Below are 23,010 nucleotides of genomic sequence, written 5' to 3'. Positions count from 1 at the left end.
CGGCGCGAACCGGCACTAGCCTGATCCACCATGGGGTACTTCCGGCCGGGGGACGTGGCGTTGCGCCGCGAGGTGTTGCACGGCAAGCCGTGGGTGGTGACCCCGACGAGGGTGGTGCGGGACGGGCCCGACCTGCTGGTCGTCTTCACCGCGCCGGGCACCGAGTTCGGCTTCTTCCCCCACCCGCGGACCCACCACTGGCAGGAGCTGGGCCGCACGCGCTGGAAGGGCATCGGCAAGCTCCAGCTGCACCGGCCCGGTGACGCCTACTCGGTCGACCTGTACTGGCAGGGCGAGGAGCGCCGGTTCGCGGGCTACTACCTGAACCTCCAGGCGCCGTTCCGCCGCACCGCCCTCGGCTTCGACACGCTCGACCACGCGCTGGACTTCTGGGTGCCGGTCGACGGCGACTGGCGCGAGCTGGACCGCGACGAGTTCGAGGAGATGGTCGCCGACGGCAAGTACGACGCCGAGGAGGCCGAGCGGATCGAGCGCACCGCCAAGGAGGTCGAGGCGATGCTGACCGACGGGGCCACGTGGTGGGACCCGGCGTGGGGCGCGTGGGAGCCGGACCCGGACTGGCCGGTGCCCGTGCTGCCCGCCGGCTGGCAGGACGACCCGCTGCCGTGAAGGTGGTCCCCCTCTCGCCGCAGACCCTCGTGGACGAGCTGGTCGGGCGGATCGACGCGCTGCCGCGCACGACGTGGGCCAGGGTGCTGGTCGACGGCGCCCCGCCGACCAAGCCCGGTGAACTGGCGGACGCCCTGGTGGAGCCGCTGCGCGCGCTGGGACGTCCGGTGCTGCGGGTGTCGGCGTGGGACTTCCTGCGGCCGGCGTCCGTGCGGCTGGAGTACGGGCACGAGGACCCCGACTCGTTCCGCGACTCGTGGCTGGACGTGGGCGGGCTGCTGCGCGAGGTGCTGGAGCCGCTCGACCCCGGCGGGTCGGGGCGGGTGCTGCCGGCGTTGTGGAACGCGGCGACGGACCGGGCGCACCGGGCCGACTACGTGACGCTCGGGGCGGGTGGCGTGCTGCTGCTCGACGGCACGGTGTTGCTGGACAAGTGGCTGCCCGCGGAGCTGGCCGTGCACCTGTGGCTGTCGCCGGGAGCGCTCGAACGGCAGTCGGCCGAGGAGTGGCGCTGGACGCTGCCCGCGTACGCCTCCTACGAGCCGCGGGCCGATGTGACGGTGCGCTACGACCACCCCGCGCGGCCCGCGCTCGTGGGTACAGTGGACTGAGATCAAGGGGGAGGTGAGGGCATGGCCAGGCTGCAACTGCTGTTGGCGCTGTACCTCCCCGCCGTCTACGCCCTCACGCTGCTCAGCACGCCCACCGAGGTGCTCGCCGCCGTGACGGCCGTGGCCCTGGTCGTGCTGCTGCTCACCGCCACGCCGGTGGTGCAGGCCGCGCCCGCCTGGGTGCGGTCGCTGTCGATCCGCGAGAAGTCGCTGCGCGCCGCGTTCCTGCGGCTGCGCGACCCCGACGCGGCGGGCCGTCCCCGTCCTCGAGCTCCGGGACTGGGCCTGCACTCCTGAGGCCCGCAGTTCCCCTTGCTCTGAGGACGGAGTCCCCCTTGTTCCACGCCCTGGGTTCAACCCTGGCCGCGTTCGCCACGCCCGCCCTGGCCATCGTCGCCTTCACCGTCGTCGTGCGGCTGCTCGTGCACCCGCTCAGCCGTGCCGCCGTGCGCGGCGAGAAAGCCCGCGCCGCGTTGGCGCCCGAGGTCCGCGAGCTGTCCAAGAAGTACGGCAAGGACCGGGTGAAGCTCCAGGAGAAGACCCTGGAGCTCTACCGGTCCAACGGCACGTCGATGCTGGCCGGCTGCCTGCCCGCGTTGGTGCAGGTGCCGTTCTTCATGGTGATGTACCGGCTGGTCACCACGCCGAACCCGCTGCTGGACGGCACGCTGCTCGGCGTGCCGCTGGGCACGCACTGGTTCGGCGTGTGGGCGCACACGCCGGTGTTCCTGGCGCTGTTCGCCCTGCTCACCGGGGTCGCGTTCGCCACCTCGCGGTGGCAGGCGGCGGTCGCCCTGAGGAACGGCGGGCCGCAGCCGCCGTTCGCCGGGCTGCTGCGGCTCCTGCCGTTCGGGACCGTGCTGATCGCCGCCGTGCTGCCGCTGGCGGCCGGGATCTACCTGGTGACGACGACTACCTGGACCCTGCTGGAGCGAGCGTTCCTGTACCGCGCAGTTCAGCTCCCGCCTCGTGCAGGTACTTCAGCACGTACCCGTACGACGTGAACAGGCCGCACTCGGCGTAGGACACCGACTGCCGGTGGCAGAAGTCGCGGACCAGGGCCTGCGCCTTGCGCAGGTTCGGTCGCGGCATGCTCGGGAACAGGTGGTGCTCGATCTGGTAGTTCAGGCCGCCGAGCAGGAAGTCGGTGAACCAGCCGCCGGTGACGTTGCGGGAGGTCAGCACCTGCTTGCGCAGGAAGTCGAGCTGGTGGCCGGCCTGCAGCACCGGCATGCCCTTGTGGTTGGGCGCGAACGAGATGCCCATGTAGACGCCGAACAGGCCCTGGTGCACCGCGATGAACGCGATCGCCTTCAGCGGGGACATGAGCAGGAACACCGAGGTCAGGTAGACCGCGACGTGCACGGTCAGCAGCGCGACCTCCAGCCGCCAGCTCTTGACGTCGCGGCGCACCGCGGCGGCGGTGCTGATGACGTGCAGGCTGAAGCCTTCGAGCAGCAGCAGCGGGAAGAAGAGGTACGCCTGGCGCTTGACGACCCAGCGGAAGAAGCCGCGCTTGCGCTCGGCCTGCTCGGCGCTGAACGCGAGGACGGCGATGTCGACGTCCGGGTCCTCGTCCTCGTGGTTGGGGTTGGCGTGGTGGCGGGTGTGCTTGCCCATCCACCAGCCGTAGCCGACGCCGATCAGCAGGTTGCCGAGCAGCAGGCCCATGGTCTGGTTCGCCTTGTGCTCCGCGAACACCTGCCGGTGGCCGGCGTCGTGCCCGAGGAACGCGATCTGGGTGAAGACGACGGCGAGCACGGCGGCCGGCACGAGCTGCCACCAAGAGTCGCCGATCAGCACCATCGCCACCCCGGTCAGGCCGAAGGCGGCCAGCACTGCGACCAGGAACGTGATGTAGAAACCGATGCGCCGGTCGAGCAGACCTTGCTGCTTGACCAACCTGGACAATTCAGCGAAGTCGCTGCCGCGGGCTTGGGTGCTCACTCCCGGAGGGTACGGCGCGCGGGCGCCGGGCTTCAGCCCAGCCTGAGTTGCAACTGGGCGAACAACCGGATCAGCGGGTCGTCGAGATCGAATCCGCCGACCTCCGCCGCACGTCGGAGGCGGTATCGGAGCGTGTTGGGGTGAACGTGCAGTTGCGCGGCTGCGCGTTTCACGTCGCCGAATTCGTCCAGGTAGACCAAAAGTGAACGGGCCAGTTCCCCATCGAGCTTCGCGAGTCGCGGATCCCGGATGCGCGGGTGCTCGGCCAAAAGCGCGAGGGTTTCACTGATCAACACCCGGGACCGGACGTCCTCCAGCGTCGCCACGTCGGCGTCGAGGTCGCGCGACATCGCGTCGAGCACGCGGTCGGCCTCGTCGCGGGAGAGCATCACCTCGTCCACCGTCGGCACGGTGGAGCCGATCGCGCCCTGCACCCGCAGGCCCATGTGCTTGCGCGCGGCGGCCACGATCTCCTTGGTCAACGTCAGCAGCGGCGCCTTCGGCGGCAGGTCGGTGAGCAGGGCGTACGTGCGACCGCTCTGCTGGCTCACGAGCGCGCTGCGCCGGTACGCGGCGGCGTGCACGGAGATCAGGCTGGTCATCTCGGCCCGGCGCAGCTCGTGCTGCGTGCGGTCGGTGTGCTCCTGCCCGCGCAGCGCGAAGACGACGACGGCGGCGGGCTTGTCCGGGTCCGCGCCGATCTGCTCGGCGATCGCCTCGGCGTCCATCCGGCCGTCGAGCAGGGACGCGAGCAGGTTCTCCCGGAACGCGGCGGCGGGCTCGCGCTGCTGGACCAGGTGCAGGGCGGTGACGCGGGCCGCGCCGAGGAGGGCGCGCTCGGCCTGCTCGGCCAGCGGCGTGTCGCCCTCCTGCACCCAGATCGTGCCGAGCGGCTGCGTGCCCGCGTGGATGCCGACGGCGAGGCGGCGGCGGATGCCCAGCTCGGGGCGTTCGTCGATGCGCACGACCTCCTCGCCGGAGCGCAGGCGCTGGTAGACGCCCCACTCGCGAAGCATCTTCAGGTACGGCTCGGGCCCCTGGCGGCCGAGGATCGACAGCCGGCGCAGCTCGTCCACCTCGTCGGTGGAACGGGAGTAGGCCAGCACGCGGCTGGCGGTGTCCTCGATGCTGACGATGCCGCCGGTCAGCGAGGCGATGGTCTGGGCGAGGCCGAACAGGTCGCCGAGCACCTCGCCCGCGCCCGCGTCGGCCGTCACGCGGGCGTTGCGCACGACACCGCGGGCGAGCGCTTCGAGGTGTTCCCAGCGGACCTCGGGCCGCACGGCCAGCAGCGCCACGCCCGCGTCCGCCGCCGCCTGCCGCAGCGCGGTCGACGGCGCGTCGACCTTGACCGCGACGGCCACCGCTCCCCCGGCGCCGGCCGCCCTGACCAGCGGTGACGCCGCCCGCCCGCGGGCGCCGATGATCAGCGCGAGGTCGCCGGGCCGCACGTCGGGCGTGTCGTCCGGGTCGAGGATGACCACGTCGAGGACGTCGGCCTCCAGCCCGTGCGGCGCGACCCGCACCTCGACCAGCGGGTCGCCGAGCGCGATCAGGACCTGCCGCAGGCTCATCTTTGTCCAGTTCCACAACGAGGGGTGGCCAAGCCTAGACGCGCGGACAACGGGACGCATGGTTGGAAGTCCTACCGTTGGGTCAACCCCAACCCTGTGGCGAAGGAGCTGCTTGTGGATGCCGTGACCTCGGTCCCCGCACCGGTGAACGAGCCCGTCCTCGGCTACGCCCCCGGCACCCCGGAGCGCGCGCAGCTGCAGGCGAAGCTGGCCGAGCTGGCCAAGGAGCCCACCGAGCTGACCCTCACCATCGGCGGTGAGCAGCGGGTCGGCGGCGGCGAGCGCTTCGACGTCGTGCAGCCGCACAACCACCGCGCCGTCCTCGGCACGCTGCACGGCGCCACGCAGCAGGACACGCGGGACGCCATCGCCGCCGCGAAGCAGGCCGCGCCCGCGTGGCGCGCGATGTCCTACGACGACCGCGCCGCGATCCTGCTGCGCGCCGCCGACCTGCTCGCGACCAAGTGGCGGGCCACGCTCAACGCGGCCACCATGCTCGGCCAGTCGAAGACCGCGATCCAGGCCGAGATCGACGCCGCGTGCGAGCTGATCGACTTCTGGCGCTTCAACGTCTCCTTCGGCCGTCGGCTGCTCGCCGAGCAGCCGCAGTCGTCCCCCGGCGTGTGGAACCGCACGGACCACCGCCCGCTGGAGGGCTTCGTCTACGCGATCACGCCGTTCAACTTCACCGCCATCGCGGGCAACCTGCCCACCGCACCCGCCCTGATGGGCAACGTGGTGCTGTGGAAGCCGTCGCCGACGCAGAGCTTCGCCGCGCACCTGACCATGCGGCTGCTCGAAGAGGCGGGCCTGCCGCCGGGCGTGATCAACCTGCTGCCCGGTGACGGCCTGGCCGTGTCCGAGGTGGCGTTGGCCGACCCGGACCTCGCGGGCATCCACTTCACCGGCTCCACCCGCACGTTCCAGCACCTGTGGGGCCAGGTGGGCGCGAACATCGCCGGCTACCGGTCGTACCCGCGGATCGTCGGCGAGACCGGCGGCAAGGACTTCGTGCTGGCGCACCCGTCGGCCGACGTGGACGTGCTGCGCACGGCGCTGGTCCGCGGCGCGTTCGAGTACCAGGGCCAGAAGTGCTCGGCCGCGTCCCGCGCGTACGTCCCGCGCTCGGTGTGGAACCGGGTGAAGGACGACTTCCTGGCCGACGTCGAGTCGCTGACCATGGGCGACGTCACGGACCTGTCGAACTTCATGGGCGCGGTCATCGACCGGCGCTCGTTCGACAAGCTGTCGGGCGTGCTGAAGGCCGCGCACGCGGACGACCAGCTGGAGGTCGTCGCCGGCGGCACGGCGGACGACTCCGAGGGCTTCTTCGTGCGGCCGACCGTGCTGGTGGGCAGCAACCCGGAGCACGAGGTCTTCACCACCGAGTACTTCGGGCCGGTGCTGGCCGTGCACGTGTTCGAGGACTCCGACTACGACACCGTGCTGCGGCAGATGGAGAGCGCCGCACCGTACGCGCTGACCGGCGCGATCATCGCGCGGGACCGCGCCGCGATCGTGCACGCGCAGCACGAGCTGCGGTTCGCCGCGGGCAACTTCTACGTCAACGACAAGCCGACCGGCGCGGTCGTGGGCCAGCAGCCGTTCGGCGGCGGTCGGGCGTCGGGCACGAACGACAAGGCGGGCTCGGTGCACAACCTGCTGCGCTGGGTGAGCCCGCGTTCGATCAAGGAGACGTTCGCGGCTCCGACCTCCTACCGCTACCCGCACCAGGGGTGATCATGCTCCGCACCGCGCTGCTCGCCGCCTCGCGCTCCGGGGCCGTCCGCGAGCTCGTCGAACGCACGCCGCTGACCCGGCCGGTCGTCAAGCGCTTCATCTCCGGCGACGACGTGGCCGCGGCCGTCGCCACCACCGGCGAGGTGCTGGCCGACGGCCGGTACGTCACGCTGGACCACCTCGGCGAGGACACCCGGGACGCGGCGCAGGCCTCGGCCACCGTCGAGGCGTACCTGGACCTGCTGCGCAGGCTGGAGCTCGCCGGGCACACCGAGCGGGCCGAGGTGTCGGTGAAGCTGTCCGCGGTGGGCCAGTTCCTGCCCGTGGACGGCGAGAAGATCGCGCTGGAGAACGCCCGCCGCATCTGCTCGGCGGCGGGCGCGGTCGGCACCACGGTCACCCTCGACATGGAGGACCACACCACCACCGACTCGACCCTGGGCATCCTGCGCGAGCTGCGGGTGGACTTCCCGTGGGTCGGCGCGGTGCTCCAGGCGTACCTGAAGCGGACCGAGCAGGACTGCCGGGACCTGGCGCACGCCGGGTCGCGCGTGCGGCTGTGCAAGGGCGCGTACCGGGAGCCCGCCTCGGTGGCGTTCCAGGACAAGACCGACGTCGACCGGTCGTACGTGCGGTGCCTGAAGGTGCTGATGGCGGGCGAGGGCTACCCGATGGTCGCCTCGCACGACCCGCGGCTGATCGCGATCGCGGGCGAGCTGGCCGGGGACCGGTCGCCGCAGACCTACGAGTACCAGATGCTGTACGGCATCCGGCCGGACGAGCAGCGCCGCATCGCCGGCGCGGGCAACCGCATGCGCGTCTACGTGCCGTACGGCGACCAGTGGTACGGCTACTTCATGCGGCGGCTGGCGGAGCGCCCGGCGAACGTGGCGTTCTTCCTCCGCTCACTGGTCACCACGGGCTAGCCCGAGCCGCTGGTCGGTGACCTTCGCCAGGTCCACCCGGAACAACCTCGGGTGGGCCTGCGCGAGGTCGCGGTAGAGGTCGGCGGCCTCGTCGATCGCGGCCAGCGCCTCGTCACGGCGACCGAGCGCGGCGCAGCGCCTGCTCAGCCGGTCGAGCGCGCCGGCGAGCTGCGGCGTGCAGTCGGGGTCTTGGGCGGCGACGACCCGGCACAGCTCCACGGCTTCCCGGCACGCCGCCAAGGCGTCCTCGGACCGCCCTGCCGCCACGCACCGCAAGCCCAGGTCCCCCAAGGCGTCCGCGAGCGCGGGGCGGTGCTCGGCCGGGTCCTCCTCGGCCAGTCCGCGGTAGAGGGCGACCTCTTCGCGTGCCGCCGCCAGCGCTTCCTCGTGCAGCGACGCCAGGGCGGCGCGGGCGGCCAGCAGGCCGTGCAGCTCGGCCCGTTCCAGCTCGTCCGCGGCGTCCCGCGCGAGGGTCCGGGTGAGGATGGCGGGCAGCGGGTCGCCGTGGAAGCGCGGGTCGTCGAAGACGCGGCGGGCGATCGCCCTGGCCGGTGCGGGCCACTCGGCGAGGATCCTCAGGGTCGCGCCGGTGGCGGTGTCCGCGAGGTCCGGGTGCGCGGTGAACAGCTCCTCGGCGCGGCGGCGCGCGTGCGGCAGGCGTGCGGCGGCGCGGAGCAGGAGCTCCAGGGCCTCCGGCGTGCGGTCGGGGGTGATCCGGTCGTCCAGCAGCGTGGCGGCCAGCGCGTCCTCCGCGAGCCGGCCGCGGGTCGGTGGCGGCTCGACGGGTGAGCCGTGCACGGCGGTGAGGGCGGCCAGGTGCAGGTCGTGCAGCGTCGGCGCGTCCGGCGGTGGCGTGGTCGGGATCGGGAGGCCCAGGGCGTAGGCGAAGTGGGCGCAGGCGGTGGCGTAGGACGTCTCGTGCTCGTCGGGGTTGGCGGTGACGGCGAGGTCCGCGGTGCGGTAGCCGCGGTCGGCGGCACGTTGCCGGTGGGCCGACCACCACCAGCCCGTGGTCCGGGCGACCAGCAGCACGCGGGGGTGGCGGAAGTCGAGGTGGTCCACGAGGTCGGCGTCGTCCACGACCAGGACGTCCGAGCCCGCCGCGAAGTGCCGCGCCAACCGGGTCTTGCCGACGCCCGCCGGACCGTGCAGGAGCAGGACGGAGCACGCGTCGTCGCCGTCGCGCCAGCGCGCCAGTTCGGCCAACTCGTCCACGCGCCCGTGGAACGGCACCACCTCGTGCCGCGGATCCAGCAGCTCACCGGGCGACAGGGTGCGGTCCACCGGCACATCCTGCTCCCCGCCTCGCGCCACGATCAGGCGACCGGTCCGGTCCGCCCCCTCCCCGCGAGGTCGCGTCGGTCGTTCGCGTCCTCATTCGCCGGCGATCACGCATTTCGATCGTCGGCGAATCAGGGCGCGAACGACCGACTTCCCGGCGACCTCGCCAGCCGTCTGCGGAGCAGCGGCAATCCAACACTGTCGGTGGTGTCGTCCACAATCGACGCGTGCTCGTAGCTCTGGTGTCGGACGGCGAGAACGCGGGGCGGTTCCGCGTGCTCGCCGATACCGGGGTGCCCGAAGGACCGGCGGTGGCGACGGCGGACCTGGCGGCGGCGGTGTCCGAGCTGGAGGACCGGCACAGACCCCGGTGGCTGTGGGCCGAGACGGCGGAGGTCTACCCCGACCTGCTGGCACGAGGGGTGCGGGTCGAGCGGTGCCAGGACCTGGCGCACGTCGAGTACCTGCTGCTGGCCTACCAGGGCAGGCACGGCGAGCCGCGCGGCCTGGGTGCGGCGGTCGCCCGGCTGCGCGGGCTGCCGGTGCCGGAGGACCACGGGCCACGCAAGCGCGACGCCCAGCCGACCCTGTTCGAGCCCGAGCAGCGGCGGCTGCCCGGCGACGTCGACCCGCTCGACGCGGTGATCGTGGTGCACGTCGAGCAGCAGCGGCTGGTCGCCGCGCTCGCCCACGCCGACCGGTTGCGGCTGCTGTTCGCGGCCGAGTCGGCCAGCGCGCTGGCCGCCGCCGAGATGACGCACTTCGGCCTGCCGTGGCGGGTCGACGTGCACGAGAAGCTCCTGGTGGACACGCTGGGACCGCGGCCGGCCAACGGCGTGCGCCCGGCCAGGCTCGCCGAGCTGGTCGACCGGATCACGGCGGCGTTCGGCGGCAAGCAGGTCAACCCGGACCACCCGCCGGGCATCGTGCGCGCGTTCGCCCGGGAGGGCATCGACGTGCCGTCGGCCCGCGCGTGGGTGCTCAAGGGCGTCGACCACCCGGCCGTCGAGCCGCTGCTGGAGTACAAGGAGCTGGCCCGGCTGTGGGTGGCGCACGGCTGGTCGTGGCTGGACGCCTGGGTGGCGGACGGGCGGTTCCGGCCGGACTACGTGGTCGGCGGCGTGGTGTCCGGGCGGTGGGCGACCCGGGGCGGGGCGGCGTTGCAGATCCCGCGCACGCTGCGCACGGCGGTGCGGGCCGATCCGGGGTGGAAGCTGGTGGCGGCGGACGCGGCGCAGCTGGAGCCGCGCGTGCTGGCGGCGTTGTCGAACGACCACAAGTTCACCGAGGTCTCGACGGACGACGACCTCTACACGACGTTGGCCGCGGAGGCGTTCGACGGCGACCGGGGCAAGGCCAAGCTCGCCATGCTGTCCGCGATGTACGGCGGCACGGGCGGTGGGGCCGGTCCCGCGATGGCGGTGCTGCGCCGCCGCTTCCCCGAAGCCGTCGGGTACGTGGAGGCCGCCGCGCTGGCGGGCGAGCAGGGTCGGATGGTCCGCTCCCGGCTGGGCCGCACCAGCCCGCCGCCGTCGGCCGCGTGGCACGAGACGACCGGCAACGCCGACGACGGCGAGGACGCGGTGCGGCAGTCGCGGCGGGCCGCGCGGGACTGGGGCCGGTTCACCCGCAACTTCGTGGTGCAGGCCAGCGCGGCGGACTGGACGGCGGCGCTGCTCGGCGTGCTGCGGCGGCGGCTGCACCGGTCGGCGCCGGGCGCGCACCTGGTGTTCTTCCAGCACGACGAGGTGCTGGTGCACTGCCCGCGAGAGCAGGCCGAGGTGGTGTGCGCGGAGGTGACGGCGTCGGGCGAGGAGGCGTCACGGCTGGTGTTCGGCGCGACACCGGTCCGCTTCCCGCTCAAAGCCGTGCCGGTCGACTCCTACGCCGACGCGAAATAGGGCTTTTGCGCCGTTCGGCCCCTTGATCGATCATCATGAGAGCGCTCTCATGAGTCGGAAGGCAATTCGTTGTCGTGCCGAACGCTGGGGAACAGTGACAAGGAGGTCACCGCTCATGGAGTTCAGCCGGAGCAGACGACGGCGCGTCCTCGCGACCGCTGCCGCCCTGATCACCACCGTGCCGCTGGCGGTCGTCGCCACGATGTCGGCCGACGCCTCGGTGCCGTCCACCCCACCGGGCTGGACGTTGCAGTGGAGCGATGACTTCAACGGCGCCGCGAACACCCTGCCGTCGTCCTCGAACTGGATCTTCGACCTCGGCCACGGCTACCCGGGCGGTCCGGGCAACTGGGGCACCGGCGAGATCCAGAACTACACCAACAGCACGAACAACATCAAGCTGGACGGCTCGGGCAACCTGCGCATCACCGCCCTGCGCGACGGCTCGGGCAACTGGACGTCCGCCCGCATCGAGACCCAGCGGTCGAACTTCAAGCCGCCGGCGGGCGGCAAGCTCGCCATCGAGGGCCGCATCCAGATGCCCAACGTCACCGGCCAGGCCGCGCTCGGCTACTGGCCCGCGTTCTGGGCGCTCGGCTCGCCGTACCGGGGCAACTACTGGAACTGGCCCGCCATCGGCGAGTTCGACATCATGGAGAACGTCAACGGCATCAACTCCGTGTGGGGCGTGCTGCACTGCGGCGTGAACCCCGGCGGGCCGTGCAACGAGACCAACGGCCTCGGCGCGAGCCGCGCGTGCCCCGGCTCGACGTGCCAGTCGGCGTTCCACACCTACCGGTTCGAGTGGGACGACAGCTCCTCGCCCAAGGCGCTGCGCTGGTACGTGGACGGGCAGCAGTTCCACAGCGTCACGCAGAACCAGCTGGACGCGACCACGTGGAACAATATGACCAGCCACGCGGGCTACTTCCTGCTGCTGAACCTGGCCATGGGCGGCGCGTTCCCCAACGGCGTGGCGGGCTTCGGCACGCCCACCTCGGCGACCCAGTCCGGCCACTCGATGGTGGTCGACTACGTGGCGGTGTGGTCGACGGGTGGCGGCACGCAGCCGACGACCACGACCACCACCAACCCGCCCGGTGGCAGCGGGTGGGACGCGTTCAGCGACATCCAGGCCGAGCAGGCCACGTCGCGGTCCGGTGGCTCGATCGTGTCGGGTGACGGCGGGCAGGCGGTGGCGCAGTTGGCCAACGGCAACTCGCTGCGGTTCTCCGGCGTCCGGTTCGGCTCGCGCACCGCGACGCAGTTCGTCGCCAGGGCCGCGTCCGGAGCGTCCGGCGGGGTGAGCGGCCTGGTCGAGGTGCGGCTGGACAGCCCGACGGCGGCGCCCGTCGGCAGTTTCGCCATCGCCGACACCGGCGGTTGGCAGAGCTGGCGGACGGTGCCCGCGAACATCTCGGGCGTCACCGGCACGCACGACGTCTACATCACGTTCACCAGCGGTCAGCCCGCGCCGTACGTGAGCGTGAACTGGATCCGCTTCGGCACGTGAGCGCTCGTGGCGGGCCGCGCGTTCCTCCTCCGGCGCGGCCCGCCACTACCATCTCCTCACGTGTACGCGGAACGCCCGTTCCCCGGTCTGGCCTGCGCGTGGCGCCGGACCACGACGTCGGGCGCGCCCGGCCTGGTCGTGCCGGACGGGTGCACCGACCTCATGTACTCGGCGGGCACGGGCGAGGTGTTCGTGGCCGGGCCGGACACGGTCGGGCACGTCACGCGGGCGAGGCCGGGCACGTTGTTCGGCGTCCGGTTCGGTCCGGGCGTGGGGCCCTCGGCATTCGGCGTGCCCGCGGTGGAGCTTCGTGACCAGCGCGTTCCGCTGGCGGAGCTGTGGGGTGCGTCGGCCCGGCTGGAGGACGCCCTCGGTGCGGCCGAGGACCCGTGCGAGGTGCTGGCGTCGGCCGCCCTGGTCCGGTTGCGGGAGACGCCGCCGGATCCCGTGGTGAGCGTCATCGCGTCGTCCTCGGGGAGCGTCGGCGACCTGGCCTGGTCGCTGGGGCTCAGCACCCGGCAGCTGCACCGGCGCAGCCTGGCCGCGTTCGGCTACGGGCCCAAGGTGCTGCACCGCGTGCTGCGGTTCGACCGGGCGGTGAAGCTGGCGTGGCGGGGCGTGCCGTTCGCCGACGTCGCCCACCGCACCGGGTACGCCGACCAGGCGCACCTGTCGCGCGAGGTGCGCGACCTGGCGGGCGTGCCGCTGGGTCAGCTGATCCGGTCGTAGGCGCGCAACGCCAGCAGTGCCGTGATGGTCACGATGGGGCGCCACTCGTAGGTCGTGACGGGTGTCCAGGCGGCCCAGGGGAACGTCCAGCCGCCGTCGTCCTGCTGCCGTGCCGCCAGGGCGTCGAGGTCGGCGTCCACCTCGTCGTCGCTGAACCACTGCCGGGCCAGGCTGTCGGGCGTCGGCGCGTAGTCGTGCGGCTTGTGCGTCTCGCCTTCCGCGTAGCCCTCGTGCGCCTTGCCCTCGCCGACGTCCACCAGCCCCTGCTCGCGCACGAGCTGCCCGAGCCGCTGCGCCTCCCGTTCCGCCCACGGCCGGTCGGGCGCGTGGTCGAGGAAGCGGACGCAGGCGGCGGCCTCGTACGGGTGGGTCTTGGTGAGCGTCGCCAGGCGCTGCCGGCAGAACTCCGTGGCGCCGTCCAGCCAGGCGTGCTCGGCGCCCGCCTTGTGCAGGACGCCCGCCAGCAGGGCCGTGACCAGCAGGTCGCTGTCACCGGAGGGCTGCCACCACGGCGCCCGCAGGCCGTCGTGCCCGCTGTCGAGGCAGTTCGGCACCCCACCGTCCGCGTTGGTGATCGTGGTCAGGAAGTCGCACGCGCGCCCGGCGTGCTCGGTGTCACCCACCTCTTCCAGCAGCGACAACGCGGTGTAGGTGTGCAACGGCTGGCTCTCCGGACCGCGCCCGTCGGGCTCCAACGCGTGCCCGAACCCGCCGTCGTCGTTGCGATACGCCAGCACCGCGGCCACGACCGCCTCCCCGGGCCCGTCGTCGAAGAGGTGCGAGAACCGCCGTTGCTCGAGGACGCGTGCGTTGAGCCAGATGAAGGAACGTGCAGCTTCGATCATGCCACTGACGGTATGCCTGCCGAGGTCGCGCCGTCTTGAACAAATCGGACGTCCATCCCCCGGCAGGAGTAACCGATCCGATAAACCCCAGTGGAGCCGAGCCCCTGTGCCATCATCCCTCCGGGGCAGTTCAGCATGAGGGGAGCACGAACGATGTTGGACGCCGAAAGCGGCGGGGGCGCCAGGATCGGGTTCATCGCCGACACGGTCTCTCAGGTCGCGGGCGACGCGGCGAAGGGCATGATGAGTGCCGGCCCCAGACTTGTCGCCACCCAGACCCAGTTCAGCGTCGACCCCGAGCAGGCCCAGAAGCTGATCGACGGCCTGGTCGAGGCACGGGACAGGTTGCAGGAGCTCAACCGCGACGCGTTCCAGCTGATGATGATCATGACGTCGGGTGGAGAGCCCTACGGAGCCGAGGCCGTGAAGGCCATCGCGCGGACGGCAGGCGGTGACGTCGGCGGCTACACCTGGGCCAACACCATGGCGGCCGAAGCGTTGACGAAGACGATCCAGAAGATCCAGGACTCCCTGGCCGCCTACCAGGCCCAGGACGAGGCAGCAGCAGACGCCTTCAACGGCGGGGGGAAGTAGTCGATGAGGCGAGCAGTGCTGGCAATCGCGGCCGTGTCCTTCACGGTGCTGGTCGGTTGTACGTCGGTCAACGGCGGCACACCCACACCGGTCACCACCACGAAAGCCACCGGCACGTCCACCGAGGCCTCGAAGCCGTCGTCGGATGGCGAAGCCCCTCCGGTCACCGCACCTGAACTCGACCTCGCCAAGGTCGGTGATCCGTGCGCCTTGCTCAAGGCCGACCAGTTGGCCGCCCGGGGCATCACCAAGCCGGGAGCCAAGGAGAACGACCCGGTGGGCCCGACCTGCCAGTTCCGACCTGATGACGTGGGTCGTGGCACCAGCCTCGGCGTCACGATCATGTCGAAGGTCGACGGCTTGAACGACATGTACGCCCACCGCGCCCAGTACCCCGTGTTCGAGCCGACCGAGGTGGAGGGCTACCCGGCGGTGAACGGCGATGTCACCGACGCCAAGCACGGGGCGTGCTCCACCGCCGTCGCCGTGGCCGAGGGCAAGGCGTTCATGATCCAGGTCGACGTGAACAACCAGGATTCGCCCGACTACAGCACCCCGTGCTCGGTGTCGAGCGCGGTCGCCGCGATCGTGGTCGAGAACCTGAAGGGGTAGGGACATGGCCGGTGACGCAAACCAACTGATGTGCGTGGGTGTCGGAGCCGACAAGATCTACAGTTGGTTCGCGGAGAGCAAGGGGCCCTCGCAGTCGACCGACGTCAGCGAGCAGACCTGGCAGGGCATCGCCCAGGGTCAGGTGGACGTCAGCGAGATCATCAATCGGGCCGTTCGCGAGTCCGGGGCCTCTTGGGAGGGTGCGGCCGGCGACCAGGCCCGCTCCAGCACCTCGCCGCTGGCGAGTTGGTCGGAGACCGCCGGCACCAGTGCGGACACCGCCGGCGTGGCGAGCGCGGAGATCAGCACGGCGTTCCGGGACGCGGCGAACAACGTCATGCCGCCGGTCACCGTGCCGGACAAGCCCTGGTACAACGGCGCGATCCCGTGGGACACCGATTACGACAAGGCCGTGGAGGCGCACTCCCAGGTCAACGAGCACAACATCCAGGTCTACAACAGCTACGGCGCCAGGGTGGAGAGCGCGATCAGCTCGATGCCCACGTTCGAGGCGCCGGGCGGACTCGACGGCACCGTCGAGAACAACAACATCGACGAAGTCGACGAAGTCGATCGCTCCCGCAAGGAGCAGAACAACACCACCAACAACAACACGACCAGCACGACCAGCACCAGCAGCACCACCAACACGGGCACGACGAAGCCGTCGTGGACCGAGCCGACGATCCCGCCGATCGGCACTGGCGACAACACGACCAAGCCGTCGTGGGTGCAGACCGACCCCAACCAGCCCAAGCCCGACATCGGGTACCGGCCGCCGCCGCTGCCGCCGGACTCGCGATTCCCGTCCGACCCGCGGTTGCCGTATGACCCGAGGTTGCCGTACGACCCGCGCAACCCGAACGACCCGCGCAACCCCAACCACCCGAACAACCCCAACAACCCGCGCAACCGCGTGCCGGGAACGCCGCCCGGCAACCCCGGGCTGCCCGGTGGTGGCCGCGGGGGCGGCGGCGGTGGTGGGGGTGGCGGTGGGGGTGGCGGCGGCATGGGTGCCGGCCGGATCCCCGGCATGGGCGGACCCGGCGGCATGGGCGGCGGGTTCGGGCCCGGCGGTGCGGCCGGCGTCATGGGGCACGGTGAAGGTCGCGGTGGCTTTGGACCCGGCGGCGGTGCGGGCGGGTTCGGGCCCGGTGGGGCCGCGGGTGGTCGCGGTGGTCCCGGCGCGGGCGCCATGGGCGGGATGGGCGCCGGTGCGGCCGGTGGTCAGGGTGACGAGGACAAAGAGCACAAGGCCGCGTCGTACCTCCAGGAGACCGAGGACATCTTCGGCGACGGCACGATGGTCGCCCCACCGGTCATCGGTGAGTAGCAGTAGCTGGAACAGGGGGGAACGTGCTGCGCACCAGGGTGGCCATCCCGGTCGTCGCGCTCTACAACGCCTGGCAGGCCGAAGGTCTGCCGACGCTGCACAACGCGCTGCTGACCCAGGTCGACTTCGACGAGGACCGACTCGCCGAGGGTGACGTCACGGGCTTGGCCGACCTCGCCCGCCGCGGGTGGGCCGAGCTGGAACGGCTCGGCCTGGCCCGCGGTCGGCAGGTGCACGCCGACCTCGGCCGGTCGCTACGCCTGATCGCGGACGCGAGCGTCGAGTACTACGCGTTCTTCAACCAGGGCGACGACGAGACCCGCACCGCGCTGGTGGCGCAGTCGGGCGACGAGGCGCTGCGCGTGGTGCTGCGGGCGGACAAGCACTTCGTGCTGGAGCCCGTGCGGCCGGAGGACGTGGTGCAGTCCCTGGTGTCCGCGCTGCCGGAGGCCAAGCCGGGACGCGGTGGCGTGCTCTCGCTGCCCGCCGACGCGTTGAACGACAAGCCGCGCCAACCGCGACCGGACGAGGACGGCGGGTCGTTCCTCCAGGCCAGCCGACCGACCGGGGCGCACGTGACCGAGGTGCAGCAGATCCGCAAGCTCCTCGCCGAGCAGCGCACCGGCGGCGGCCAGCTGTACGCCGCACGCCGTGACCGGTTCGGGCGCAAGCAGCGGTGCGCGGCACCGTTGACGTACTTCGACACGATCACCGGCCGCTACCTGTCGGCGAAGACGACCGGCGGCGACGGCACGCCGTGGATCACCGTGCAGCCGGCCGACTTCACCACCTTGCAGAACCGGGTGCGGCAGCTCAGCGCCGACGCAGCGCCTCGCGGTTGAGCTCGGCCGGGCTGCGGTGCCCGGACAGGCCGAGGGTCAGGTCGAAGTCGGCGAGCAGGCTGCGCAGCACGTGCCGCACCCCGACCTGACCGCCGTGCGCCAGGCCGTACGCGAACGGACGGCCGACGAGCACCGCCTTCGCACCCAACGCCAACGCCTTCACGACGTCCGCGCCGCTGCGGATGCCGGAGTCGAACAGCACCTCGACCTGCTCGCCGACGGCGTCCGCGATCTCCGGCAGCACCTCGAGCGACCCGACCGCGCCGTCCACCTGCCGTCCGCCGTGGTTGGACACCACGATGCCGTCCATGCCCGCGTCCACGGCCTTGCGCGCGTCGTCGGGGTGCTGGATGCCCTTGAGCACGATCGGCCCGTCCCAGTGCTCGCGCAGGAACGACAGCTGGTCCCACGACTTGTCGGTGCCGGTGAACAGCTGCACCCACCGCAGGATCGCCATCGGCAGGTCCTCTTCGGGTGACGCGGCGAGGCCCGCCCGGAACGCCGGGTCGGAGAACGGGATCGCCGTGCCGACACCGCGCAGGAACGGCAGGTAGGACCGGTCGAGGTCGTGCGGGCGCCACGCGAGCGTCCACGTGTCGAGGGTGACGACCAGGACCCGGTACCCGGCGTTGCGCGCGCGGTCGAGGATGCTCGCGGCCACGTCCGGGTCGTTCGGCCAGTAGAGCTGGAACCACCGTGCCGCGTCACCGGCCGCCTCGGCGACCTCCTCGATCGTGTGCGAGGCAGCGGTCGACAGCACGAACGGCACACCCAGCTCCGCCGCCGCACGCGCGGTCGCCAGCTCGCCGTCCGGGTGCAGGATCGACTGCACGCCGACCGGCGCGAGCAGCACCGGCGCGGGCAGGTCGGTGCCCAGCAAGGACGTCCCGAGGTGCCGCTCGGTGGCGTTGGTGAGCATCCGCGGCACGATCCGCCAGTCGTCGAACGCCTCCCGGTTCGCCCGGGCCGTGTGACCTCCACCGGCCGCACCCGCCACGTACCAGAACGGCCCCGGCCCGAGCCGTTCCCGGGCGGACGCCTCCAGCGCTTCGGGGTCCGTGGTGAACGGCGGCACGTTCCCCGCCAGCCCTTGCAGGTAGATCTCGTTCTGGTAGGCAGCGAACTGACCAGCCACTTTGCACCCCATCCCCCGCTCAGGCCGTCTACAGGCCGTCTGCGGAACCGTCCGCGTCGTCGGTCTGCCGATCATGCTCTGCCTCGTCCGCGTCGCCCGCAAGCACACGATCGACCGCCTTTCGGGTGCGATCACTGCTGGAGGGCAGGAGGTGCGTGTAGACACGCATCGTGAAGGCCGGGTCGGAGTGGCCCAACCACTCGGCGAGCGCCCTGATCGACTCCCCCGCATCCAGGAGCACCGAAGCGTAGAAGTGCCGCAGCGCGTGCATCCCGTCCTGCTGTGGCACGCGCGTGACCTTCGCCCGATCGAGGGCGGGCGTCCACACGTACTGGTTGAACCCGTCCCGCCGGATCGGGTTGCCGTCCTTATTGACCAAGATCAGCGAGACCGTCTCCGGCTCCCCGTCCGGCTCCTTCCACGGCAAGGTCACCTCGACCGGCGGGAACTCCTCCACGTAGGCGTCCAGGTCCCGCAGGACGCTGTCCGGCAGCGGCACGTCCCTCTCCTTGCCGCCCTTGGGAGGCGCGAACACCTGCACGTTGTCCACAACGCGCACTTGCCGAACAACGTGCAGCACCTTCTCGTCGCGGTCGACGTCGTCCATCGAGAGACCGAAGACCTCCCCCTGGCGCAGGCCGCAACCAGCCGCGAGCGGAACGACGATCTTGTACTTGGCTGTCAACGCGAGCCGGACAGCCGCCAGCTTGCCCGCCGACCAGGGAACGATCTTGCGCTTGTCCGGCTGCGGTCGACTCACGCTCTTGGCCTTGCACGGGTTCTCGCTGATCTTCTTATCGTCAATCGCGGCGTTGAAGATCGCTGAAACGTGGACGAACGTGACCGCCCGTGTTCCCCCGGCAAGCTTCTTCTGCTGCAAGGTACGCAGCCAACCGCGAATGTGCGTCGGAAGAATCGAACCAATCTCCCTGTCACCGATGTATGGATAGACCAGCTTCTTCAGCCTCCGCTCTACAGCGTTCCGCGTACTGCCGTCGAACGCTTGGTCTTGCAGCCATGCATCCGCGTAGACGCGGAATGACACCTTCCCGGCCTCAGGATCGAGGTACGTGCCGGTCCGCTTCTCGTTCTCGACTTTGAGCAGGAACGCCTCAGCCGCACCGCGCTGCTTGTCCGGAAAGCTCTTGCTGCGCTCCTGCCCTGACGGGTCGACGTAGCGGACCTTGTACCGCATCCCGACACCGTGGAGTTCCGTCTTCTCCCGTACCGGCTTCCCCTTGCCGTCGAGTACAGGCTTGCCTGACTCGTCCGACTTCGGCCGCCACCAGCGGTCTTGGATGTGCCCCATGACAGTCTTCTCCTGTCGATCGAATTACCGAAAGATCAGGCAGCGTTTTCGTCCACTTGGTCAGCCCACGCCCGCACCTTGGCCGGGACGTACCGGAGGTACTTCCCCACCTTCTTCACGGGCGGCCCCATGCGCTGCCACTTCCACTGGTAAAGGGTTTTGACCGGAACGCCGAGGAACGCCGATACCTCGTCCACACCCCAGAGCGGTTCGATTTCAGTCATGACTTCCCCCCACGGTTGTCAAGCTGCTAGCGAAGTTGCCGAAAGATCCGGAGGTTCACCGGCCGCGAGCATTGCTCCGTCGTATTCCGCCTTCCACCGCGTTCGTTCGGCGATGGCGTGCATGAGTTGGTGCGCCCGTGGCGGCACGTTGGGGTCACCGGGCCGGACCTTGTGCCAGACGAGCTGGGACGTGTCGGGTTCCGGCTTCTCGATCCCGACCGCCTTCAGCGCCTCGATGACGAACCGCTTGCGGTCGGCCCGGTGGTCGGCGAGCGTCTTGCCCGACCACTTCCGGGACACCAGCACCCGTCGACCGGGCAGGCCGAGCGTGGTCCGCCGATGCGCGCGTCCCTTGCAGTGCCCCGGTGTAGTGCGCGAACCGGCCCCACGTGGTTGGACGCCGTACAGCAGCCACACCGGGCAACGGTCGGAGCACGGCGTCACTGCCAGCTCGTCCGCCAGGCGGTCAGCGTGTCGGCGCTGGCGGTCGGTGGTCTGCTCGACCACTTCACCGATGGACTTGGTGAGGTACTTGGTCAGGTAGCCGATGTGGCGTCCGGCCTCTTCCGAGCCGCCGAGGATGCCCTTGGAGTGCACCTGGCGGCCGAAGGTCACCACGTGCGCCGGCTCCTCCACGGCCTCGACCGCGTCCGCCCAGACCGTCAGCGGCTCACGCGTGTCCGGGTCGACGAACGCTTCCGCCCGCGCGTCCCAGACCGGCAGGTGGTCACCGCCGTAGAGCCGTTCGTCGTGGTTGGGCCACCACACCTGGTGATAGGTCGCCGCCGTGACGAGCCGGATGGTCTCGTGCGGGATCGAACCGCGGACTGCCGCATGAAGGTGCGGCGCCGCTCGCTTCTGCGGCTCGACGGTGGCGAAGTACTGCACGTCCCACCCGACGACCCGCCGCAGGTTCTGCCACCACCGGTCCACCAGCGAGGCGAAGTGCACCGCGTCCCGAGCCGCCCGCCGATAGTCATAGGTGTCCGGATCGACCGGTGTGCCGTCGTCACGCACCCGCCCGTAGGTGTCCAGGGTGAGCGTGACGAACATCGACGGCCGGAACCCACTCGCGTACTCCCGGCCCACCGTGCGCTTCTCCACCCGCCGCCGAGGCAGGTTCGGCGCGTCCTGCCGACGCTTGGTCGACCGCTTCACCGGCCGCTTGCCAGGTGCGTCGGGCGAGGGGAAGCGGCCCCGGACACCGAGTTGCCGAAGTTCCGCGTCAACGCCGTGGATCTCCTCCCGCAGCTCGTCAGCGTCGCCCGCCTCACCGGCCTCGACCGCCTCCCGGTACGCCTTGACCAGGTCCGCCCGGAACGTCAGGAGCTCCTTCTGGTCTTCAGTCGGCGAGGTCGGGGTGAAGTCGGGTTCCTCGGCCATGTGCCAGCCCTCACGGCACTGGACCATCCGCAACGCCTTGGCCTTCTTGGCGCACGGCGCACAGACGCTTTCGACCGTCGACCCGCAGGGCACTGCCACGTAGCGGACTTCGAAGGTGGCCCGGTCCTCCACTTCCATCGTGAAGGGCCGGACGCAGACGCCGTACTTCTCGGCGGCAGCCTTGGCCACGTCCAGGGCGATGGGCTGACGCATTCGCTCCGCGCGAGTCTCGCCGCTCATGCCGCCGTCCTCCCTTCAGTGCCGCCCGGTTGGTTGGGGAAGTCGTGCACAGTTGCGTTAGCCAGGTAGACGCCAAGCTCGACAAGGTCGGCGTCGGTGACGTGGAAGGCCCGAGCCCGTTCCGGTTCCCGCTGCCCGTCGTGCTTGACCCACGCGACGCCGGGCGTGTTCTCGCTGATCTCATGGGCCGCCGCGCCGCGCTGCCGGACGCCATCACCGAGGACCATGTCCACCTGTTGCGGCTCATCCAGGCGCAGCGCCACGCGGGTGCTGAACAAGTGCCGGAACCCGACGACCTCCTTACGCGGGTCCTGCACGAGGCCCACGACGGCGTAGCCGGGTGCGCGGCCCTGTGAGGTGATCGTCTGGATAGCCCGCACGGCTCGTTCGCGGAGCTGCTTGTCCGGCTGGTAGGCGATCAGGTCCGCCAGCTCGTCCACCACCAGGACCGTGAACGGCTCCCCCGGCGACCGCGCCCACAGCCGCCGCACACCCCGGTACCGCGTCGCCCGCTCCTTGACCTCTGCGGCGATTTCCTCAAGCAGCGCAACGGCTTCTGGTCCGTTGTCGTACACGACCCGGTCGAAGGCGTCGGGACATTGACCGAGTTCCATCCCGCCCTTCGGGTCGATCCCCACGAGCCGCACCAACCCCGTTCGGATGGCCGGAGCGAGCTGCCAGACCAGCGACCAGAGCACCGAGCCCTTGCCCGCACCCGGCACGCCGACCACGAGCACCTGAGACCCGAGCAGCCGCAGTCGCCACGGCTTGCCGGTCTCCGTCCGGCCGACAACCACCCGCTTGAGATCCACCTCGGCATCCGTCAGCGCGGGCACGGTCAGGGGGCGCAGCAGCGGGTCACGGTGGACGAAGTCCAGCTCGATCACCCGAGGCCGCAGCACCCGGACCCGGCACGAGTGAGCGCCGAACGAGTGCGCCAGGCCGTCCCGCCGCACCTCCCATGCCTCCGGCGACTGGGCAGGCACCATCCGCACCCGGACCCGATCCCGCCAACCGTCCGACCGGACCCGCCGCAGTTTCGGCCGGAACTCACGCCCCCGGTCCCGCTTGGCCAGGTCGGCAAGGCGCATCACCGACCGCCACCGGGGCACGTACACGGTGGCGCGTCGCCACTCGGTCAGCAGCCGGTACCAGCCGTGCCGCAGGAACGACCCACGATCCATGCCCGCCCAGATGGTCAGGGCAGCGACCAGCGACAACAACGCCAGCACCAGCGGCGAGAGCCCGAACCGCCACCAGCACCAGGCCGCCGACACCGGCACCAATGTGACCACCGGATACCGGACGACAACGAGCACCAGGCGCATGACGCCGACCAGGCCCAGCCACACTGCGACCACCAGCAGAGCCAGCCACTTCGCCTTACCGGGCACCAGCGCCCACCACGGCACCCGAGGCCGCACACCCTCGAACGGAGCCGGGTCCACCCACTTGCCGCCCATCACGCACGCCCCACCGGGGCGAAGATCAGCGGCAGCCACCCCAGGCACGAGCAGCACACGAGCTGGTTGGGCGCGTAGACGCCGAACCGCTTGCACGCCCCGCAGGGGCGACCGTTGGACAGCTTCCACACAGACGGGGCACCACGCCGACTTGACGCGGACACCCCACGTACCGATA

At 71.3% G+C, this 23,010-nt stretch carries 23 protein-coding genes; 13 read left to right on the top strand and 10 right to left on the bottom strand.

The window, feature by feature from the left end; translation table 11 throughout:
* Window positions 1–30 precede the first annotated feature (30 nt).
* From AB0I91_RS15480 to AB0I91_RS15465, 4 genes are read left to right on the top strand one after another with little or no spacing between them, the layout of a single operon-like run.
* Entirely contained in the window at window positions 31–630 is a 600-nt protein-coding gene (locus AB0I91_RS15480) for a DUF402 domain-containing protein (RefSeq protein ID WP_498783641.1), read from the top strand.
* Window positions 627–1,241, top strand: coding sequence for a nucleoside/nucleotide kinase family protein (locus AB0I91_RS15475; protein WP_498783642.1), 615 nt, complete (start codon window positions 627–629; stop codon window positions 1,239–1,241). The genes AB0I91_RS15480 and AB0I91_RS15475 overlap by 4 nt, the downstream gene beginning before the upstream one ends.
* A 21-nt stretch (window positions 1,242–1,262) precedes the next feature.
* Complete coding sequence (locus AB0I91_RS15470; RefSeq protein ID WP_498783644.1) at window positions 1,263–1,538, top strand: DUF6412 domain-containing protein; 276 nt, start codon at window positions 1,263–1,265, stop codon at window positions 1,536–1,538.
* Window positions 1,539–1,576: 38 nt separating this feature from the next.
* Complete coding sequence (locus AB0I91_RS15465) at window positions 1,577–2,245, top strand: YidC/Oxa1 family membrane protein insertase (protein WP_498783646.1); 669 nt, start codon at window positions 1,577–1,579, stop codon at window positions 2,243–2,245.
* Here AB0I91_RS15465 and AB0I91_RS15460 read toward each other — a convergent pair.
* Window positions 2,154–3,188 carry a fatty acid desaturase family protein gene (locus tag AB0I91_RS15460; protein WP_498783648.1) on the bottom strand — a complete coding sequence of 345 codons (1,035 nt, stop codon included), beginning with the start codon at window positions 3,186–3,188 and terminating at the stop codon, window positions 2,154–2,156. The two genes, AB0I91_RS15465 and AB0I91_RS15460, sit on opposite strands and share 92 nt — an antisense overlap.
* Before the next feature lie 32 nt (window positions 3,189–3,220).
* Window positions 3,221–4,762 carry a PucR family transcriptional regulator gene (locus tag AB0I91_RS15455; RefSeq protein WP_498783650.1) on the bottom strand — a complete coding sequence of 514 codons (1,542 nt, stop codon included), beginning with the start codon at window positions 4,760–4,762 and terminating at the stop codon, window positions 3,221–3,223.
* Window positions 4,763–4,876: 114 nt separating this feature from the next.
* Between AB0I91_RS15455 and pruA the strand changes: the two genes are divergently transcribed.
* Both pruA and AB0I91_RS15445 read left to right on the top strand, forming a co-directional pair.
* Window positions 4,877–6,502, top strand: a complete 1,626-nt coding sequence (pruA, locus tag AB0I91_RS15450) for an L-glutamate gamma-semialdehyde dehydrogenase (RefSeq protein ID WP_498783652.1) — start codon at window positions 4,877–4,879, stop codon at window positions 6,500–6,502.
* 2 nt (window positions 6,503–6,504) lie between these two features.
* Window positions 6,505–7,428 (top strand): proline dehydrogenase family protein, encoded by a 924-nt coding sequence (locus tag AB0I91_RS15445; RefSeq protein ID WP_498783654.1) that lies wholly within the window; start codon window positions 6,505–6,507, stop codon window positions 7,426–7,428.
* On the opposite strand, the gene AB0I91_RS15440 is transcribed toward AB0I91_RS15445, so the two are convergent.
* Window positions 7,408–8,712, bottom strand: a complete 1,305-nt coding sequence (locus tag AB0I91_RS15440) for a hypothetical protein (protein ID WP_499637247.1) — start codon at window positions 8,710–8,712, stop codon at window positions 7,408–7,410. The genes AB0I91_RS15445 and AB0I91_RS15440 overlap by 21 nt on opposite strands.
* Before the next feature lie 224 nt (window positions 8,713–8,936).
* Between AB0I91_RS15440 and AB0I91_RS15435 the strand changes: the two genes are divergently transcribed.
* The 3 genes from AB0I91_RS15435 to AB0I91_RS15425 all read left to right on the top strand — a co-directional run bounded on the left by AB0I91_RS15435 (window position 8,937) and on the right by AB0I91_RS15425 (window position 12,852).
* On the top strand, window positions 8,937–10,610 hold the full coding sequence (locus tag AB0I91_RS15435; protein WP_499637245.1) for a bifunctional 3'-5' exonuclease/DNA polymerase: 1,674 nt from the start codon (window positions 8,937–8,939) through the stop codon (window positions 10,608–10,610).
* A gap of 115 nt (window positions 10,611–10,725) precedes the next feature.
* Window positions 10,726–12,123, top strand: a complete 1,398-nt coding sequence (locus AB0I91_RS15430) for a carbohydrate-binding protein (RefSeq protein WP_498783660.1) — start codon at window positions 10,726–10,728, stop codon at window positions 12,121–12,123.
* A 60-nt stretch (window positions 12,124–12,183) separates the two neighbouring features.
* The gene (locus tag AB0I91_RS15425; protein WP_499613596.1) at window positions 12,184–12,852 is read left to right on the top strand and encodes a helix-turn-helix transcriptional regulator; all 669 of its coding nucleotides are present in this window, start codon (window positions 12,184–12,186) and stop codon (window positions 12,850–12,852) included.
* Here AB0I91_RS15425 and AB0I91_RS15420 read toward each other — a convergent pair.
* Complete coding sequence (locus AB0I91_RS15420) at window positions 12,834–13,697, bottom strand: prenyltransferase/squalene oxidase repeat-containing protein (protein ID WP_498783664.1); 864 nt, start codon at window positions 13,695–13,697, stop codon at window positions 12,834–12,836. The genes AB0I91_RS15425 and AB0I91_RS15420 overlap by 19 nt on opposite strands.
* A 153-nt stretch (window positions 13,698–13,850) precedes the next feature.
* Between AB0I91_RS15420 and AB0I91_RS15415 the strand changes: the two genes are divergently transcribed.
* Genes AB0I91_RS15415 through AB0I91_RS15400 form a run of 4 tightly spaced genes read left to right on the top strand, consistent with a single transcriptional unit; the run spans window position 13,851 to window position 17,078 of the window.
* Window positions 13,851–14,291, top strand: a complete 441-nt coding sequence (locus tag AB0I91_RS15415) for a hypothetical protein (protein ID WP_498783666.1) — start codon at window positions 13,851–13,853, stop codon at window positions 14,289–14,291.
* Between the two features lie 3 nt (window positions 14,292–14,294).
* Window positions 14,295–14,903 (top strand): DUF3558 domain-containing protein, encoded by a 609-nt coding sequence (locus AB0I91_RS15410; protein WP_498783668.1) that lies wholly within the window; start codon window positions 14,295–14,297, stop codon window positions 14,901–14,903.
* A 4-nt stretch (window positions 14,904–14,907) separates the two neighbouring features.
* Window positions 14,908–16,236, top strand: a complete 1,329-nt coding sequence (locus AB0I91_RS15405) for a hypothetical protein (protein ID WP_499637242.1) — start codon at window positions 14,908–14,910, stop codon at window positions 16,234–16,236.
* 23 nt (window positions 16,237–16,259) lie between these two features.
* Window positions 16,260–17,078 carry an ESX secretion-associated protein EspG gene (locus AB0I91_RS15400; protein WP_498783672.1) on the top strand — a complete coding sequence of 273 codons (819 nt, stop codon included), beginning with the start codon at window positions 16,260–16,262 and terminating at the stop codon, window positions 17,076–17,078.
* Here AB0I91_RS15400 and AB0I91_RS15395 read toward each other — a convergent pair.
* From AB0I91_RS15395 to AB0I91_RS15370, 6 genes are read right to left on the bottom strand one after another with little or no spacing between them, the layout of a single operon-like run.
* Window positions 17,050–18,225 (bottom strand): lactate 2-monooxygenase, encoded by a 1,176-nt coding sequence (locus tag AB0I91_RS15395; protein ID WP_499637240.1) that lies wholly within the window; start codon window positions 18,223–18,225, stop codon window positions 17,050–17,052. The genes AB0I91_RS15400 and AB0I91_RS15395 overlap by 29 nt on opposite strands.
* A gap of 16 nt (window positions 18,226–18,241) precedes the next feature.
* A complete protein-coding gene (locus AB0I91_RS15390) occupies window positions 18,242–19,522 on the bottom strand; it encodes a tyrosine-type recombinase/integrase (RefSeq protein ID WP_499637238.1) in 1,281 nt (426 codons plus the stop codon).
* A 35-nt stretch (window positions 19,523–19,557) separates the two neighbouring features.
* Window positions 19,558–19,746 carry a helix-turn-helix domain-containing protein gene (locus AB0I91_RS15385; protein WP_499637236.1) on the bottom strand — a complete coding sequence of 63 codons (189 nt, stop codon included), beginning with the start codon at window positions 19,744–19,746 and terminating at the stop codon, window positions 19,558–19,560.
* An 18-nt stretch (window positions 19,747–19,764) separates the two neighbouring features.
* The gene (locus AB0I91_RS15380) at window positions 19,765–21,369 is read right to left on the bottom strand and encodes a replication initiator (protein ID WP_499637234.1); all 1,605 of its coding nucleotides are present in this window, start codon (window positions 21,367–21,369) and stop codon (window positions 19,765–19,767) included.
* Window positions 21,366–22,832 carry an FtsK/SpoIIIE domain-containing protein gene (locus tag AB0I91_RS15375; protein ID WP_499637232.1) on the bottom strand — a complete coding sequence of 489 codons (1,467 nt, stop codon included), beginning with the start codon at window positions 22,830–22,832 and terminating at the stop codon, window positions 21,366–21,368. The genes AB0I91_RS15380 and AB0I91_RS15375 overlap by 4 nt, the downstream gene beginning before the upstream one ends.
* On the bottom strand, window positions 22,832–22,963 hold the full coding sequence (locus tag AB0I91_RS15370; protein WP_360452025.1) for a hypothetical protein: 132 nt from the start codon (window positions 22,961–22,963) through the stop codon (window positions 22,832–22,834). Before AB0I91_RS15370 ends, AB0I91_RS15375 begins: the two co-directional genes overlap by 1 nt.
* Window positions 22,964–23,010: the final 47 nt, after the last annotated feature.

The organism is Actinosynnema sp. NPDC049800 (assembly GCF_040656635.1).
Lineage (GTDB): Bacteria > Actinomycetota > Actinomycetes > Mycobacteriales > Pseudonocardiaceae > Actinosynnema.
Note: the sequence above shows the minus strand (reverse complement) of the source record. Positions and strands in the feature narration are given on the sequence as shown.